The organism is Vibrio sp. DNB22_10_4 (assembly GCF_052879755.1).
Genome location: NZ_JBNNXW010000016.1, coordinates 32,866 through 49,345, shown reverse-complemented (window position 1 = coordinate 49,345; position 16,480 = coordinate 32,866). Strand labels below are relative to the sequence as shown.

The following is a 16,480-nucleotide window of genomic DNA, read 5'->3' as shown; positions in this document are numbered from 1 at the left end:
GAGCCATCCTTGCTAGTAGTAAGAATGCTCGCCGCGATCGTGCTCTGTCATATCTCTGACTGCGGTTAGCTCACCAGAGAATTCTTGAAGAAGCTGTTTCTCGATGCCTTCTTTTAGTGTTACATCCACCATTGAGCAACCGTTACAGCCACCGCCGAATTGGACGATAGCGATCCCTTCTTCAGTAATTTCCATCAAACTTACGTGACCACCGTGACCCGCTAGCTGAGGGTTAACCTGAGTTTGGATAGCGTACTCAACACGCTCCATCAGTGGCGCATCATCGGAAACTTTACGCATTTTTGCGTTTGGCGCTTTTAGCGTTAGCTGTGAACCCATTTTGTCGGTAACGAAGTCGATCTCTGCATCTTCTAGAAATGGTAGAGATAGCTCATCAACGTAGGCTGATAGTATTTCATACTTGAATTCGGTGTCGTTCGACTCAACCGCTTCTGGTGGGCAGTAAGACACACCACACTCAGCGTTTTGAGTGCCTGGGTTAACGACAAAAACACGGATGTTCGTTCCCTCTGGCTGTTGAGCCAGCAGTTTAGCGAAGTGGCTTTGAGCACTTTCTGTAATAGTAATTGGATTTGACACGACGAATACCTGAGTAAGATTGTAGGTTATTACCCCCATTCTACTCTTGTCACGAGTAGATGCCAAAAAATTTTGCACATCCTCTGCGCAATCTGGCTGATAACCCAGCAGTGGGCTTACTTTGGGGTACGGCATAAACAATAAATATCGATTTTTTCTACGTTCACTTCAAGTAATAATTCACTCAGATGCCGAACGGTTGCGCCGGTTGTGACCACATCATCAATAATGGCGACGTGTTTTGATGTTGGTCTTTGTTGGAGAGAGAACGCTTGGCGTACATTCTCCAGTCTATGTTGCCGATTGAGGGTTTTTTGAGTTGCGGTGTGGTGGTGTTTGCGAAAAACGCTGTCTGCGGTTTCGACCTCTGGCAACTGCTGTGCGAGTTGCAGCATCAGAAGCTCACTAAGGTTAAAGCCTCGTTTTAATTCGACATGAAGCAGCGTCGGGACACAAATCAGCAGTGGTGCGGGTTCATCGTTGATACGTTCTGCGAGCAATTTACTCAGCGGTGGCAATAACCAAGGCTCCCTATGTTGTTTTATGCGCTGGATAAAAGATGATAGAGGTGGCCGGTAATCGCCAAGACAAGTCAGCGTTTGCCACGGAGGCGGTGTGGTGAGGCATGTGCCGCAGATCTCGGCGGTATTGTCCATAGCCAGGCCACAGCGTCTGCAGCGATGACGTTCAAAGTTAAACAATGACTGGCAGTGCTCACACCATAGATTGTGACCAAGAGAGCGGTTAATGGTGAATCCGCAGACATGACATTGTTTTGGTAGCCGAGATAAAAATCGCATTGGTCTGAGTTGACGTGTAAAGGAATCCTATTAGCATGGAACAATTCGAAGCAGAAAAAGAACCAAATCAGTAGGAGATCGTGTGAGCAGTTCGGCAAAAGTACATTGGCAGGTGGAAGGGCAAGGACCTGATTTGGTGCTAGTACACGGTTGGGGCATGAACGGCGCGGTATGGTCTGCATGCGTTAGTGAGCTGGCTGAGCACTTCACCGTGCATACGGTTGATTTACCTGGCTATGGCTACAGTCATCAAATTGGCTACGAATCTTTGACTGAGCTGGTGAACGCATTGCTAGCAGAAGCACCAGAGCGTGCCATTTGGCTTGGCTGGTCACTAGGTGGGTTGATTGCGACATACATTGCCCATGAGGATCCAGCGCGTGTCAGTCAGTTAGTTACCCTGGCGAGTTCACCAAAATTTTCCCAAGGAGAGGGGTGGCGCGGGATTAAACAAGACGTACTCGCGGCGTTTATGACTCAGCTCAGTGATAATTTCACGGTGACGATTGAGCGTTTTATGGCGCTGCAAGCTATGGGTAGTCCAAGTGCACGCCAAGATATTAAGTTGCTCAAACAAGCGGTGCTTTCTAGGCCTATGCCTTGCCCTAACGCATTGATGCTCGGCTTGCAGTGGTTAGATAAGCTCGACTATCGCAGTGAGCTTGCTGCGCTAACCATGCCTGTGCATCGATGGTATGGGCGCTTAGACGGTTTGGTGCCGGTGCGCGTCGCCAGTTTGTTAGATAAACAGATGGACACTCATCAAAGTCATATTTTTACCGCCTCTTCCCACGCTCCCTTTATTACTGAAACCGCTGAATTTATCGCTCGGGTTCGTGAGTTAGGTCGCTAATTTTTGCGGTTTTTTTGCACAAATAAGTAAAGGTTGGCACTGTTTTTCCGATAATCTAATAGATAGATGGCTCGTCGGTCTAGGTTAGTTGTTGAGGTTTGGCGAAAATCACTCACAGCAGAGGAGCGTGACCTATGATAGTGTCGCCTAACAGTGTTAGTGCCCCAGTTATAGCCCCGTCGGTCAATCCACAAACCGAGCAGGCGGCGCGTGACAACAAAGTACGTGAACCTATAGTGCCTACGGTTGAGCTGGCAAGGACGAATGCTGAGCGCCGAATTAATGAGGAAGAAAAGCGCCGTAAACGTTCGGCATGGGATCCTGCGGAGCATCCAGACTATGATGCTGAAGAAGTGTCTCCTGAACGTGAAGACCCGATTGAGCGCCTGTTTTATTTGCTGTCACTGAGCAGTTACAGTCAGTCTCAAGGTAAGGGATATGCGATGCGTTTTCGCTTGCCTGCCAAAGTACTTCAAGAAGCGTTGATGGCAGGAAAAATGGCCAAGCGACGTACGGTGATTCGCTATCACTATGGACACTCGGTGGCACCGAATACGCCCTCGGATATTATTGCTGTTGGATAACGCTTACTATTGGAAAGCAAAAAGAGCACTCAAGGTGCTCTTTTTGCTTTTTTGGGCAGGTTACTTTTTCGCTTTCGCGAAGGCGGCAGCGAACGCCCCACCCATTGCACTGCTGCCTGTTTCTTGGTGATTTGAACGTTGACGTTGACCGCCACGCTGATTGTCACGCTGGTTGCCACGGGCAGGTTTGTTTGAACGAGCGGGGCGGTTATCCGCACCAGGTTCATCGTTGAGGCGCATTGATAAACCAATACGCTTGCGGCCTGCATCCACTTCCATGACTTTCACTTTTACGATATCACCGGCTTTCACCACTTCACGCGGATCAGCGACAAACTTGTCAGTTAGCGCAGAGATGTGCACCAAACCATCTTGGTGAACACCGATATCCACAAACGCACCGAAGTTAGCCACATTCGAAACGACGCCTTCGAGAACCATGCCTGGCTCAAGATCGTTGATAGTGTTGACACCTTCAGCGAAGGTTGCCGTTTTAAACTCTGGGCGAGGGTCTCGACCAGGCTTATCTAGCTCTCGGATGATGTCGGTGACCGTTGGTAGACCGAAGGTCTCATCGGTGTAATCAACCGCATTGACGGTGCGAAGGAAGCTGCTGTCACCGATGATAGATTTCATTGCGCGACCGGTTTTCTCCGCAATGGTTTTGACCACAGGGTAAGCTTCTGGGTGCACTGCTGATGCATCAAGCGGGTTCTTACCATCCATGATACGTAGGAATCCAGCACACTGCTCAAACGCTTTAGGGCCAAGTCGCGCCACTTTTTTAAGTGTGGTACGAGCTTCGAAGCGACCGTTTTCATCACGGTAGTCGACAATGTTTTGTGCCAGCGTGGAAGATAAGCCCGCGACACGAGTTAGTAGCGCAGCAGAAGCGGTGTTTACATCAACACCGACAGCGTTTACACAGTCTTCCACAACGGCATCGAGACGCTTAGCCAGCATGGTCTGGCTTACATCATGCTGATACTGACCCACACCGATGGATTTAGGGTCGATCTTCACAAGCTCCGCCAGTGGATCTTGCAAACGTCTCGCAATAGAAACCGCACCGCGCAGGGATACGTCCATATTTGGGAACTCTTTTGCTGCCAGTTCAGATGCTGAATACACAGACGCGCCGGCTTCACTGACGATGATCTTCTGCACTTTTAAGTTACCGCGTTTGATGACATCTGCTGCAAAGCTATCGGTCTCGCGCGATGCCGTGCCGTTACCGATGGCAATCAAATCGACGTTAAATTGGCGAACTAATTTATCCACTGCATGGGCGGCTTTGTCGACCTGTTTTTGAGGAACATGCGGGTAAATGGTGTCGGTTGCGAGCACTTTACCAGTGGCATCTACCACCGCGACCTTACAACCGGTGCGCAGACCTGGGTCGAGGCCAAGCGTGGCTTTTGGACCGGCGGGCGCGGCCATCAACAGATCTTTCAAGTTGGTGGCAAATACCGTAATCGCGTCGACTTCAGAGCGCTCTTTGAGTGCGCCCATCAGTTCGGTTTCCATGTGCATGGAGACTTTAATGCGCCATGCCCAGCTGATGACTTGTTTGCGCCATGCATCTGCCGGTGCCTGGCTAAGATGAATGCCGTAGTGCTCAGCAATCAGAGTTTCGCAGTAGGACTCACGAGCGTTTTCTTCGTTGGCAGGGTCGGCGTTAACCGATAGCTGCAAGAAGCCTTCATTGCGGCCGCGAAGCATCGCCAGTGCACGGTGAGACGGCACTTTGCTCATTGCCTCATCGTGTTCAAAGTAGTCTTTAAACTTTTCACCATCTTGCTCTTTGCCAGTCACGACGCGTGAGCGCAGTTCCGCATGGCGATTTAGGTATTGGCGTACTTTCTCGAGTAGGTCGGCATCTTCTGCGATGCGCTCCATAATGATGGCTCGTGCGCCATCCAAAGCGGCCTTGCTGTCGGCAATGCCTTTTTCACTGTCGATGTAATTTGACGCAGCAGTTTCAGGTTCATTGCTTGGATCCGTCCACAATAAGTCGGCTAGAGGCTCAAGACCGGCCTCAATAGCAATCTGACCTTTGGTGCGACGTTTTGGTTTGTACGGTAGGTACAGATCTTCAAGACGAGTTTTGTTGTCCGCATTTTCAATTTCACTGCGCAGCTCTGCTGTAAGCTTGCCCTGATCGTCAATGGATTTCAGAATCGTCTGACGTCGGTCGTCCAATTCACGCAGGTAACTCAGGCGAGAGTCTAGGTTGCGAAGTTGGGTATCATCCAGCCCCCCTGTGACCTCTTTTCGATAGCGAGCGATAAATGGAACTGTGTTACCGTCATCAATCAGGGTAACGGCGGCTTCAACTTGCTTGTGACTGACGTTCAGCTCTTTAGCAATCAGTTGACAGATAGCTTGGCTCATCCGTGTATTCTCTTTTTGTTGTGTGGGGAGTGCGTAGGCGCTCCTAGATATCCATAGGATATAAGGGCATCAGCAGTGATTTGCAATTCCCTGGTCATTTTTCTGCGCCACGTTTCTGATACACGTTTCTGCTATGGAGAAAGGTGAAACCAAACGAGGAATTGCTAATTTATTGATAATCGCGTGGATATTCCGTTGATTTTCTGTAAAGTTTAAAGGAGTCGGTAAACGAAGTGAGTCGACCGTTGTCTTAGGAACTCATGCGTATTTAGAGCCAGTCGATGAATGGATGTATTAAAATGAAAACTACAGCAACTAAATTGGCGTTAATTCTAGCCACAATGACAAGCGGGTGGGCTATGGCTGCACCAGATCTCTCTACTACACAAGCACCGGTTCTTTCTATTGAGGATAAGATTGTCCTTGGACGCGTTGAAAGTGTTTACTACCAAGATATTGAAGCGCTCGAAGGCATTCCATTTGTCGGTAAAATCGATACGGGCGCTGATACCACATCAATGCACGCTGAAGACATTAAGGTCATCAGTAACAATCCTAAGTACCAAGGACTCAGTGACGAGAAGCTGATGCAAACCATCGTCGATGAGTATGGTGGCTCAGCGAGTGACTGGTGGCTAAAAGAGTTCGATAATGACGAGCGCAACTTCCAAGGCGTAGTGAACTTCACTTTGCGCCACCCTTACACGGGTGAAAAGATTGAAATGGAGCGCCCATTGACGCGCACCAGTGTCATTCGAAGCCGCACCAGTTCGACGCCTATCTACCGCCCAGTTGTCACTTTGCCAATGACCATTGCGGGCAAGACCGTGGACACGGAAGTGAATCTCACAGATAGAAGCGGCTTTAGCGCCCCAATTTTGATCGGTAAGACTTTCCTAGCCAACAACGCATGGGTTATGGCTGGATACGACTACCTGCAAGAGCAAAAAGATGCACAAGTGATTGGTCGCCGAGAGTCCGGCTCGGTGGCAGATGTGCCAGTTGATGTCAGTATCTCTTTGTCGAACAATTACAGCATTCTCAATGCGCAAAATATTGAGGTGGACAAAAAAGCCAATTCAGTGAGCTTCGATTTAGTTGGTAAGGAAGGCGCACAAAAACGTGTGACGTATCCGCTAGTGAAAATGCTCTCAGTGTCAGGCAATGAGTACCCAATGATCTTTATGCCATTTAAGGGTGGTAAAGACTTTGAAGGCACGATTCAGGTTTACCTTAAAGATCGCTCGAAGCAGAGCACTCAGCTTCGCCTAGGTCTGAATACGCTTAACAAGAACTTTATCGTCGATACCGGTGCTAAAGGAAAGCTTGAGAAGAAAAAGCAGAGCTTTGCAGCTCGCATGAAAGACAAGCCGCTGGTGGTCTCACCAACGGAAAGCCTGATCCTTGATGGTTATGAGCTGGATGCCGAGCCGTCGTTTGCGGTTAGCACGCCGCTTCTGAAAGTCAGCAGTTTCGAAATCATTGAAGCTAAGGGTCGCGACAAAGTGGAGTACTACTTGTCGAGTGATTTAGGCAATGAAGAGAAGATCCGCAAAACCATTTTACGCCGCATCAAAGTGGGCGATACGGTAAGGCCGGTGGTCGATGGTGAGTTCATCGTTGGTGATCGCACCGTTACTGTAGAGTTTGCACTTGAAGCACTCGATAGCGATGAAGGGGATAAGCCATACTTTATCATCGGTAAGAAAGCCACAAAGGCGGGTGTACTGGTGAATACTCGCAGTGAGAACCTACTCGATGCCTACCCTGTGTTTACGGCAGGGCATATTGAAAATGCCACGGTGGAAGGGCTCTCTTTCCCAGTGAAACTGGATACGGGTGCTGACGTCAGCTCAATGAACGCGACCAACATCAAGCAGTTTGAAAATGATGGCAAGAAAATGGTGACCTTCACCTACACCAATGACATGGGTATGAAGCAAGAATTTACCCGCGAAGTGGTGGATGTGATGCGCATTCGTGCTAAAGCTGGGGAGAAGGCCAATGTTCGCCCTGTGGTCAATATGCGCGTGAAACTTGGCGATGTTGAGAAAACAGTACGTGTGAACCTGCAAGACCGCTCTCGTTTCCACTACAGTATGATTCTCGGTAAGAACTTCCTCAAGTATGGCGTTGTGGTCAGTAGTGATGAGAACTTCCTGCTGGGCAACGAGATAGGCAGTCACTAACGACAGCCTGCTGGATATAAAAAAATGGCCGCGAACTTCGCGGCCATTTTATTTTGAGTGCTTGTAGAGATTCAGAGCTTTTTGAGATTGAGCGCTTAAGACTCTTTCTTATCCTGAGAGTTAGTTTCGTCTTTCGTCTCTTCAGCTTTTTGTGGCGTTTGGGCTTGAGGCTCAGGCTTTTCGACTGGTGCTTCTTCGTCATCATCGTCTGAGTTATCAACGATGCTGTGTTTTTCTTTCCAGTTTTCCCAGCGCTGATAAGCCAGTTCTTGCATGTCGGTGGTTTTGTCCGCCTCATCGACAATCTCTTGTCCCAACAAGTGCTCGAAGATGTCTTCTAGAGTGATGATGCCTTGTATGGTGCCGTACTCGTCGACAATCATCGCGATTTGCAGGCGCGCCGCCATCATCTGTTCAAACGCTTTCGGCAACATGATGGTGTTAAACAACACCTGGATTGGGCGCATCACCGATCCTAGTTGCTTCTCGCCGCTGCCTTGCTGTTGAAGCTTAAATAGCTCCAAGCGGTGTACAAAGCCGAGAATGTTGTCTTTCTGCTGGCTGTACACCAATGGGCGTGAGAACGGCGTCTCTTTATGCTCAGTCAAAAATTCATTGATGGTCATCTCAGCCGGTACGCGGAACACCACTGGACGAGGCGTCATTACTTGCGTTACTGGGATGTCTTGAATATTCAAAATGTTATTCAAGATGTTCGATTCGCCTTCCGCAAACTCGCCGCTTTCTTTAGCTAGCATTGCCATTGCTGATAGCTCATCACGCATTTTCGGCGTTTCATGGCCGCGCGCTAGGCGTTTTGTAATTTGCTCTGAGAACCAAACAAATGGCGTCAGTGCCCACACCATCCAACGTAGGATAGTGGCTGAAACCGGAGCGAGTTGACGCCAGTAGGTCGCACCAATGGTTTTCGGTACGATTTCTGACAACACCAGAATAGCCAGCGTTAATACTGCTGAGAAGACGCCTAGCCATTGGCTACCGAACACTTTTGCCGCTTGCGCACCGGCACTCGCCGCACCGATAGTGTGGGCGATGGTGTTTAGGGTCAAAATAGACGCTAGGGGTCTATCTAGCTCTGCTTTGAGCTTGGTTAGCTTTTCTGCCGCAGGGTGACCCTTTTGTCTCAACTGAGCAAGATAGCTTGGGGTGATACTTAAAAGTACCGCCTCTAATACCGAACAGATAAAAGAGACACCAATAGCGACAGTAATATAAACCGTTAAAAGAAACATTCATTTCCTAGGTAAGTGCACACATCAACCTAACTTTGCTGCAAAAATGAGCCTGTGCATTGTTGGTGAGTGCTTAAAAACAGTAGCGACAGACCAATTTATCAGGCTTATCAGTTGAGTCGCAGTGCATTTATGGGACTTTATGCAATAAATTACAAGGTTTCAAACTTAATCTTTGGGTAACAAATTGTGAGTTATTGCTCATAAAACGGTTAAATCTACGTCATAAGCGATAAAGAAGCGCTACAAACCTTTGCCAGATGGGGGCTTTATGATTTAGAGTGGGCTTTAACTCGATAACATGAAGAAGGGAAACCTAATGAACAAGACCCAATTAATCGATTTTATCGCTGAAAAAGCTGACCTATCTAAAGCACAAGCTAAAGCAGCGCTAGAAGCGACGCTTTCAGGCGTATCTGAAGCGCTAACTGAAGGTGACCAAGTTCAACTAATTGGTTTTGGTACGTTCAAAGTAAACCACCGTGCAGCTCGCACTGGTCGTAATCCAAAGACTGGTGAAGAGATCCAAATCGCTGCTGCTAACGTTCCAGCATTCGTTGCTGGTAAAGCACTGAAAGACGCAGTGAAATAATTTTTACAGCACCGATGGCTTCATCGGTGCTGTTCTCTCCATCTTATTCTTCCCCAGGATCGATTGTTAAGCGTGTTTTGAATCAGCGCGATTACCTATCTGTCTCCTCACTTTAAGCTTCATTTAACTGAACGCGACGCACCATTTACTGTCTTAACTGTGTCACTCGGTGTAATTCGTTTATCGCGCGTTCAATAGAGGTGCCTCGCAACTATGAAAAGAATACTGTTGGTTTCGCTTCTCGCAGCTAGCTTGCTTGGCTGTTCGTCTTCTCCTTCTCCGAGTATCAATCAATTTTCAGACTATACCGGTGGCCAGACATTGGGTGATGCGACCAGTTTTTATTGGTATACCGAAAAACTCACTCGCCCTCATAGTGCTGCTGATTACGTCAACATGAATGACTACGGCTGGTATCAATCAAATTATCGCTGGAGCGGCGATACTCTGAGAGAGTTTGTACGTGAAGGGGTACAAAATGACTTGGAAACGGGATCCGTGACTTACCGCATCCACGTACGATTTAATAAAGAGGGTGAGGCGATTTATCAGCAGTACCGCCGCAATGGTAAAGTGCTACCAGTGAAAAAAGCTCAGCTTGAAAATTACCAACGTGAAGCTTCGCTGTTAGTTGAACGAGTAAAAGAGCAAGACAGTGACGGCTTAGAGCTTGTTCAAGGCCACTGGGATGGTGAGACACTAGAAACGTGCAGCGGTATAGAATTCAATAATATTAAGTTTGAGCAGAGCTTACCAAGTTTTGTGGTTTCTCGTTTGGCTGAAGTGGAAAGCTATGTGGCGTTCTTGGGCAGCACACGGTTGACTGGCGCAAGGGTAGAGCAGTTACTGATGTTGGCCGATGGCGCCAAAGACTGCATTCCAAGACCTGAACTGATTTAATACATTTCCCAGAACAAATTAAAAAAGGGTGCCGATTGGCACCCTTTGTCATTTTGAACTTGGCTCAATTACTTTTGCTCGCGAGCAATCGCACGATAGCCGATGTCGTTGCGGTGGAACATGCCGTCCCAACTGATCTTCTTAGTCAGCTCATAAGCGCGTGCTTGAGCTTCAGATACCGTGTTGCCTAGTGCGGTTGCGCATAGTACGCGACCACCGTTAGTCACAACATTGCCGTCTTTGTCTGCTGTACCTGCGTGGAATACCTTCTCGCCTTCCACTTCTGTTGTTGGTAGGCCAGAGATAACATCACCTTTGTTGTAAGACGCTGGGTAGCCACCTGCAGCTAGAACGATACCGATAGAAGCACGTGGATCCCACTTAGACTCAACTTGGTCTAGCTTCTTGTCGATCGCAGCTTGGCAAAGCTCAACCATGTCAGATTGCATACGCATCATGATAGGTTGAGTTTCTGGGTCACCGAAACGGCAGTTATATTCGATAACCTTAGGCGTACCATCTTTGTCGATCATCAGACCCGCGTATAGGAAACCTGTATATGGGTTACCTTCTGAAGCCATGCCGCGAACGGTTGGGTAGATAACCTCTTCCATAATGCGGTTGTGGATTTCTTGCGTGACAACTGGAGCCGGAGAGTAAGCGCCCATGCCGCCAGTGTTAGGCCCTGTGTCCTTATCACCAACGCGTTTGTGGTCTTGGCTGGTTGCCATTGGCAATACGTTTTCGCCATCAACCATCACGATGAAGCTTGCTTCTTCGCCGTCTAGGAATTCTTCGATAACCACGCGGCTACCAGCGTCGCCAAATGCGTTGCCAGCCAGCATGTCTTTAATTGCGTCTTCTGCTTCTTCTAGCGTCATCGCAACGATCACACCTTTACCAGCCGCAAGACCGTCAGCCTTAACTACGATCGGAGCACCTTGCTCGCGAACGTAAGCCAATGCAGGCTCAATTTCAGTGAAGTTAGCGTAAGCGCCGGTTGGGATAGCGTGACGAGCTAGGAAGTCTTTGGTGAACGCTTTAGAGCCTTCTAGCTGAGCGGCTGCTTGAGTCGGGCCAAAGATCGCTAGGCCGGCCTCTTGGAATGCATCCACAACACCAATTACAAGCGGTGCTTCAGGACCTACAATCGTTAGCTCGATGTTTTTCTCTTTTGCAAACGCTACCAGACCTTGAATGTCTTCAACGTCAATCGCAACGTTTTCTAGCTTAGGCTCAAGCGCAGAACCTGCGTTACCTGGTGCCACGAAAACAGTTTCAACATTTGGATTCTGAGCCACTTTCCAACCCAGAGCGTGCTCACGACCACCAGCACCAATAATTAGAACGTTCATAATATATCCTTTGATTTTGCTCCTCCCCTTAATAAGGGGAGGCTGGGAGGGGTAAATCGCGATCTCGCAAACTGACCCCCTCTAACTCCCCCTTAGTAAGAGGGAGAACCAAAAACGAATTAGTGACGGAAGTGGCGCATGCCTGTAAAGATCATCGCCATGCCATGCTCGTCCGCCGCTGCGATAACTTCGTCATCACGCATAGAGCCACCTGGTTGGATAACGCACTTGATGCCAGCTTCTGCTGCAGCGTCAATACCATCACGGAATGGGAAGAACGCATCGGATGCCATCACGCAGCCTTCAACCTGTAGGCCTTCGTCTGCTGCTTTAATGCCTGCGATTTTTGCAGAGTACACGCGACTCATTTGACCTGCGCCTACACCGATAGTCATGTCGCCTTTCGAGTAAACGATCGCGTTTGACTTAACGTACTTAGCCACTTTCCAGCAGAATAGTGCGTCTTTTAGCTCTTCTTCTGTTGGTTGACGCTTAGAAACCACTTTAAGGTCATCTAGCGATACCATGCCTTGGTCGCGGTCTTGAACCAGAAGACCACCGTTAACGCGTTTAACGTCAAAGCCAGTCGTCTTAGTTGTCCACTCACCACACTCTAGTAGGCGAACGTTTTTCTTAGCGGCAACCACTTCTACTGCTTCAGATGAAACAGAAGGTGCGATGATGACTTCAACGAACTGACGCTCAACAATCGCTTTCGCTGTTTCTGCATCTAGCTCTTGGTTGAATGCGATGATGCCGCCAAATGCTGACGTTGGGTCAGTTTTGTAAGCGCGGTCATACGCTTCTAGGATGTCTTTGCCTAGCGCAACGCCACATGGGTTGGCGTGCTTAACGATAACGCAAGCTGGCTCATCAAACTCTTTCACACACTCAAGTGCTGCGTCAGTGTCGGCGATGTTGTTGTAAGACAGAGCTTTACCTTGGATTTGGCGAGCGGTAGATACAGACGCTTCTTCTGGGTTTGCTTCTACGTAGAACGCAGCGTCTTGGTGGCTGTTCTCACCGTAGCGCATGTCTTGCTTTTTCACGAACTGTTGGTTAAACGTGCGCGGGAACTTAGATTCAGCATCACCCTCTTTGTTCTCACCGTAAGATGGAACCATAGTGCCGAAGTAGTTAGCGATCATGCCGTCGTAAGAGGCTGTGTGCTCAAACGCTGCGATAGCGAGGTCGAAACGTGTCTCTAGAGTAAGAGATTTGTCGTTTGCGTCCATTTCAGCAATAACGCGCTCGTAGTCGTGTGCGTTAACAACGATAGTGACGTCTTTGTGGTTTTTCGCTGCAGAGCGAACCATAGTTGGACCACCGATATCGATGTTTTCCACTGCGTCTTCTAGCGTACAGCCTTCTTTTGCTACGGTTGCAGCAAATGGGTATAGGTTAACCACAACCATATCGATTGGGTTGATGCCGTGAGTCGCCATCACGTCGTCGTCTTGACCGCGACGACCTAGCACACCACCGTGTACTTTCGGGTGTAGCGTCTTAACACGACCATCCATCATCTCTGGGAAGCCAGTGTAGTCAGATACTTCAGTTACTGCGATGCCTTGCTCAGCAAGAAGGCGAGCAGTACCACCAGTAGAAAGGATATCAACACCGCGTTGTGCTAGTGCTTGTGCGAACTCAACGATACCAGTTTTGTCAGATACGCTGATTAAAGCGCGGCGAATTGGACGAGCGTTACTCATGCTTCTGTTTCCTCAAAGTCACAGATTGTGTTGCTGTGTACAGGGCAAACGATTGGTTTGCTCTGCGGATTTAAAGATAGTTGCCAAACAGGACGGGTTCTTTCATGATTGAGGCGACCCAGTCGTCTGTTGGGCAAATACCCTTGGTATTTTTACCACCGGGGTGGCGATGGCGCGTATTCTAACCAATCTATTACAAAAAAGCTCGCGCAATCGTTTGGCATAGGCAAAAAAAGTGCAAAAAAGCCTATTAAAGAACACTTTTGTAACAAAGAGGTTAATTTAAACGGTTATGTTTCAAATAGGTGAGTTAGCAAAACGCTGCAAGGTGACGTCAGATACGTTGCGTTTTTATGAAAAGAACCAATTGATTGCGCCTGTTGGTCGCAGTGACTCGGGTTACCGTCTCTATAATGAAGAGAGTCAAAGGCAAGTTCGTTTTGTTCTTAAGGCGAAAGAGGTGGGTCTGAGCTTAGATGAAATTAAAGAGCTGCTTGGAATTAAGCTTGAGGCCACCGAGCACAGCTGCTCTGAAGTAAAAGCCATTACCTCTAGCAAGCTTGAACTCATTGATGACAAAATCGCTGAACTTACCAGGATTCGTGCCGCGCTTAAGAAGATCAATGATGCCTGTTGTGGACATGACCATGACGCGAGCCACTGCTCAATACTCGCGGCTCTAGAAGTCGCAGATGAAAAATCGTGACGAAAAGAAGATAAGGGAGACATTGCCTCCCTTATTACTGAGTGCGGCTTACGATTGCACTTTAAATGCGCCCACACCGATACTTAATGTGTTGCCATTCTCCATCAATTGCTCACTGGCTTCGGCCAGCTTTTTCGCCTCATTGGCCGACTGGCTGCCATGATCGGCAATTTGCGTCAGATTTTGACTGATTTCATCGGTCGCTAAGGTTTGCTGAGAGCTCGCTGCGGCAATTAGCTCATTGAGAGAGGCAATGGCACTGATGCGTTGGTCGATTTGCTGCAGTGCTTGTCTTGCTTGTTCCGTGTGCTCGATAGTTGCCGTGGATTGCTGTTGCGTCAACGTCATTGACTGGCTGACCTCTGCCGCTTGGGTTTGCAGCTTTTGAATGATCTGCTCAATCTCATCGGTACTGCTCTGAGTTCGAGTCGCAAGCGTTCTTACTTCGTCCGCGACTACGGCAAATCCACGCCCTTGTTCACCTGCTCGAGCGGCTTCTATAGCAGCGTTGAGTGCCAATAGATTGGTTTGCTCGGCGACGCCGCGAATGACCTCAAGCACAGAGCCCACTTCCTGCGTTTCTGTTGCTAGCATCTGAATGTTTTGGTCCGTTTCAGTGAGCTGCATCGATAATGCCTGCATATGTGAGGTGGCACGCTCAATCACTTCACCGCCGTGTTGACCTTGAGAGCTCGCTTCCTGAGCGGCCTCAGCAGCCTGCTGGGCGGAATTCGCGACTTCTCTGTTACTGGCATGAAGCTCATTCATCGCAGAGGCAACAGTATCGACCGCTTGCTGCTGTTGCTCTGATTGAGCTGCGCCTTGCTGAGCAACGGTATTTAGCGCGATGGCCGCTTGAGTAATGTCCTCGGTGACAGGCTTGATATCACGAATGATGCTCTCGAGCTTGTGGGTGAATTGATTGAACGCTTTCGCAATATGGCTCAGCTCATCACTTCCGGTTTCGGGTAGGGTCTGCGACAAATCGCCATCGCCACTGGCAATATCGTCTAACGCCGCCAATGTATCACGGCATGGCTTGATGATGCTGCGGCCAATGATATAAGCAATTGCCAACATAACAGCCAGAGCGGCAATGACACTCATCAATACCTTTTGGATGGCTTGCCAAGTGAGCGCATTCACATCATCGACATAAACACCTGAGCCAATTACCCAGCCCCAGGGCTTAAATAGTTTGATGTAAGAGACTTTCTCGACGGGAGACTCAGAGCCTGGCTTTGGCCACATGTAATGTACAAGACCTGACTGCTGCTGTTTAGCGAGGGTAACCATGTCGACAAACAGTTTCTTCCCGTTGGGATCGGCAATTTGGCTAAGATCTTGTCCATTGAGGGCTGGCTTCATTGGGTGCATGACCATGGTGGGAGTGAGATCGTTGATCCAAAAGTAATCATTGGCATCATAGCGAAGACTTTGAACGGCATTGGCTGCCCCTGTCTTAGCTTGTTCTAGACTTATCTCTCCTTTGATGTGTTGCTGGTGGTAGTGCTCCACTAAGGTATAAGCCGTTTGCACTAAGTGTTGGGTCTTGTTTTGTTTGTTGGTCATTAATGACTGCTGATAATCGAGCAGTGCCAAAATGAGTGGAATAAATAGAGCAACGGAAACGAGTCCAATGAGCAGAAACAGTCGATGTTGAATCGAAATGCGGCGCAGAAGCGGAGTAGTCATAGCAAGAATTCCTTTCTTGGAAAAAGAGTGCATCACCTTTAGTCATTCGGCATGCTGATTGTTGTTATAGCTATACCCTATGCCATGTTCTGCGCTGACTCTATGCCACTATCGTCTAATTATTAAGCGGGTCACAAAGCTGGGTTTGAGCCCAGCTTTGCATTTGTGGGCATGGTTGCTTATGTATAGAACCACTTATAACAACCCACTTCCTTTTGAAGTTGACTCAAATCGAAAGCTATAACTGATAGTCATTGCGCTCAGTGGCAAGTTCAGAAAAATACTCGACAAACTCAAACTGGACATGATGCTTGTCTTGAAAATAGGCACTTTGACGATAGGGGTGTTCGCCACCCATGTGATCAAGCGGGTAACCAGCGTCTTCAAGTCGTGAAATGGTCTTTTTTAGATCGTCGACCACAATGCCAATGTGTTTAACTCCAATCCAAGGCTGCTGCCATGTTCCGGCCTCTCCTTCGCCGCCATCTTGGATAGTGATGTAACTCTCTTCTGTTCCAACGTGATACCAGCGCATCGGTTTACCAAACCAATCATCGGTTCGACCTTCTCCTCGGATCGACCAGTCAGGTAGTGCAGCAAGTAGCAGTCCAACACTGTGCTCGGCATCTATTACGGTAATATTGGCGTGTTCTACGTAGCTTTTCATAACGTCTCCTTGTTTGTGTTTGAATAAAAACAATCGCTGACGTTAACGGTAAATCCTCAAGTTAAGTTGAGGTCAAGAGGGAATCTAAGATTAGTTGTTGAGGGGGATTTGAGCGAGATTCGGACAAAGAAAAGGGTCTGAAGCGTGTGCTCCAGACCCTTTAATCTCAAATAGTTCGCT

General features: G+C 48.4%; 15 protein-coding genes. 6 read left to right on the top strand and 9 right to left on the bottom strand.

Going from position 1 to position 16,480, the window contains the following annotated elements; all coding sequences use genetic code 11:
- Positions 1–12: 12 nt before the first annotated feature.
- The gene (nfuA, locus tag ACVA6Q_RS21895; protein ID WP_446648932.1) at positions 13–639 is read right to left on the bottom strand and encodes a Fe-S biogenesis protein NfuA; all 627 of its coding nucleotides are present in this window, start codon (positions 637–639) and stop codon (positions 13–15) included.
- A gap of 77 nt (positions 640–716) precedes the next feature.
- Positions 717–1,400 carry a phosphoribosyltransferase family protein gene (locus ACVA6Q_RS21890; protein WP_446648931.1) on the bottom strand — a complete coding sequence of 228 codons (684 nt, stop codon included), beginning with the start codon at positions 1,398–1,400 and terminating at the stop codon, positions 717–719.
- Positions 1,401–1,482: 82 nt separating this feature from the next.
- Between ACVA6Q_RS21890 and bioH the strand changes: the two genes are divergently transcribed.
- Entirely contained in the window at positions 1,483–2,253 is a 771-nt protein-coding gene (bioH, locus tag ACVA6Q_RS21885; protein ID WP_446648930.1) for a pimeloyl-ACP methyl ester esterase BioH, read from the top strand.
- A 134-nt stretch (positions 2,254–2,387) separates the two neighbouring features.
- Complete coding sequence (locus ACVA6Q_RS21880) at positions 2,388–2,837, top strand: ATP-dependent Lon protease (protein WP_112478666.1); 450 nt, start codon at positions 2,388–2,390, stop codon at positions 2,835–2,837.
- Between the two features lie 60 nt (positions 2,838–2,897).
- Here the strand turns inward: ACVA6Q_RS21880 and ACVA6Q_RS21875 are convergent, their stop codons facing one another.
- Positions 2,898–5,231, bottom strand: a complete 2,334-nt coding sequence (locus ACVA6Q_RS21875) for a Tex family protein (protein WP_446648929.1) — start codon at positions 5,229–5,231, stop codon at positions 2,898–2,900.
- Positions 5,232–5,530: 299 nt separating this feature from the next.
- Here ACVA6Q_RS21875 and ACVA6Q_RS21870 point away from each other — a divergent pair, with 299 nt between their 5' ends.
- Positions 5,531–7,420, top strand: coding sequence for a putative ATP-dependent zinc protease (locus ACVA6Q_RS21870; RefSeq protein WP_446648928.1), 1,890 nt, complete (start codon positions 5,531–5,533; stop codon positions 7,418–7,420).
- Between the two features lie 95 nt (positions 7,421–7,515).
- Here ACVA6Q_RS21870 and ACVA6Q_RS21865 read toward each other — a convergent pair whose 3' ends face one another.
- A complete protein-coding gene (locus ACVA6Q_RS21865; protein ID WP_446648927.1) occupies positions 7,516–8,673 on the bottom strand; it encodes a CNNM domain-containing protein in 1,158 nt (385 codons plus the stop codon).
- Positions 8,674–8,992: 319 nt separating this feature from the next.
- Here ACVA6Q_RS21865 and hupA point away from each other — a divergent pair, with 319 nt between their 5' ends.
- Positions 8,993–9,265: a nucleoid-associated protein HU-alpha gene (gene hupA / locus ACVA6Q_RS21860; protein WP_006073404.1), complete on the top strand. Its 273-nt coding sequence runs from the start codon at positions 8,993–8,995 to the stop codon at positions 9,263–9,265.
- A 213-nt stretch (positions 9,266–9,478) separates the two neighbouring features.
- Positions 9,479–10,165, top strand: a complete 687-nt coding sequence (locus ACVA6Q_RS21855; RefSeq protein ID WP_353497342.1) for a DUF1481 domain-containing protein — start codon at positions 9,479–9,481, stop codon at positions 10,163–10,165.
- A gap of 68 nt (positions 10,166–10,233) precedes the next feature.
- Here ACVA6Q_RS21855 and purD read toward each other — a convergent pair whose 3' ends face one another.
- The 3 genes from purD to ACVA6Q_RS21840 form a co-directional block, all read right to left on the bottom strand.
- Positions 10,234–11,520 carry a phosphoribosylamine--glycine ligase gene (gene purD, locus ACVA6Q_RS21850; RefSeq protein ID WP_446569875.1) on the bottom strand — a complete coding sequence of 429 codons (1,287 nt, stop codon included), beginning with the start codon at positions 11,518–11,520 and terminating at the stop codon, positions 10,234–10,236.
- A gap of 119 nt (positions 11,521–11,639) precedes the next feature.
- Positions 11,640–13,232: a bifunctional phosphoribosylaminoimidazolecarboxamide formyltransferase/IMP cyclohydrolase gene (purH, locus tag ACVA6Q_RS21845; protein WP_446648926.1), complete on the bottom strand. Its 1,593-nt coding sequence runs from the start codon at positions 13,230–13,232 to the stop codon at positions 11,640–11,642.
- 102 nt (positions 13,233–13,334) lie between these two features.
- The gene (locus tag ACVA6Q_RS21840) at positions 13,335–13,514 is read right to left on the bottom strand and encodes a hypothetical protein (RefSeq protein WP_446648944.1); all 180 of its coding nucleotides are present in this window, start codon (positions 13,512–13,514) and stop codon (positions 13,335–13,337) included.
- Between the two features lie 10 nt (positions 13,515–13,524).
- Here ACVA6Q_RS21840 and zntR point away from each other — a divergent pair, with 10 nt between their 5' ends.
- A complete protein-coding gene (gene zntR, locus ACVA6Q_RS21835) occupies positions 13,525–13,938 on the top strand; it encodes a Zn(2+)-responsive transcriptional regulator (protein ID WP_446648925.1) in 414 nt (137 codons plus the stop codon).
- 48 nt (positions 13,939–13,986) lie between these two features.
- Here zntR and ACVA6Q_RS21830 read toward each other — a convergent pair whose 3' ends face one another.
- Together ACVA6Q_RS21830 and ACVA6Q_RS21825 are read right to left on the bottom strand one after the other, a co-directional pair.
- Positions 13,987–15,633: a methyl-accepting chemotaxis protein gene (locus tag ACVA6Q_RS21830; protein ID WP_446648924.1), complete on the bottom strand. Its 1,647-nt coding sequence runs from the start codon at positions 15,631–15,633 to the stop codon at positions 13,987–13,989.
- A gap of 238 nt (positions 15,634–15,871) precedes the next feature.
- Positions 15,872–16,300 (bottom strand): VOC family protein, encoded by a 429-nt coding sequence (locus ACVA6Q_RS21825; protein WP_353497337.1) that lies wholly within the window; start codon positions 16,298–16,300, stop codon positions 15,872–15,874.
- Positions 16,301–16,480 lie beyond the last annotated feature (180 nt).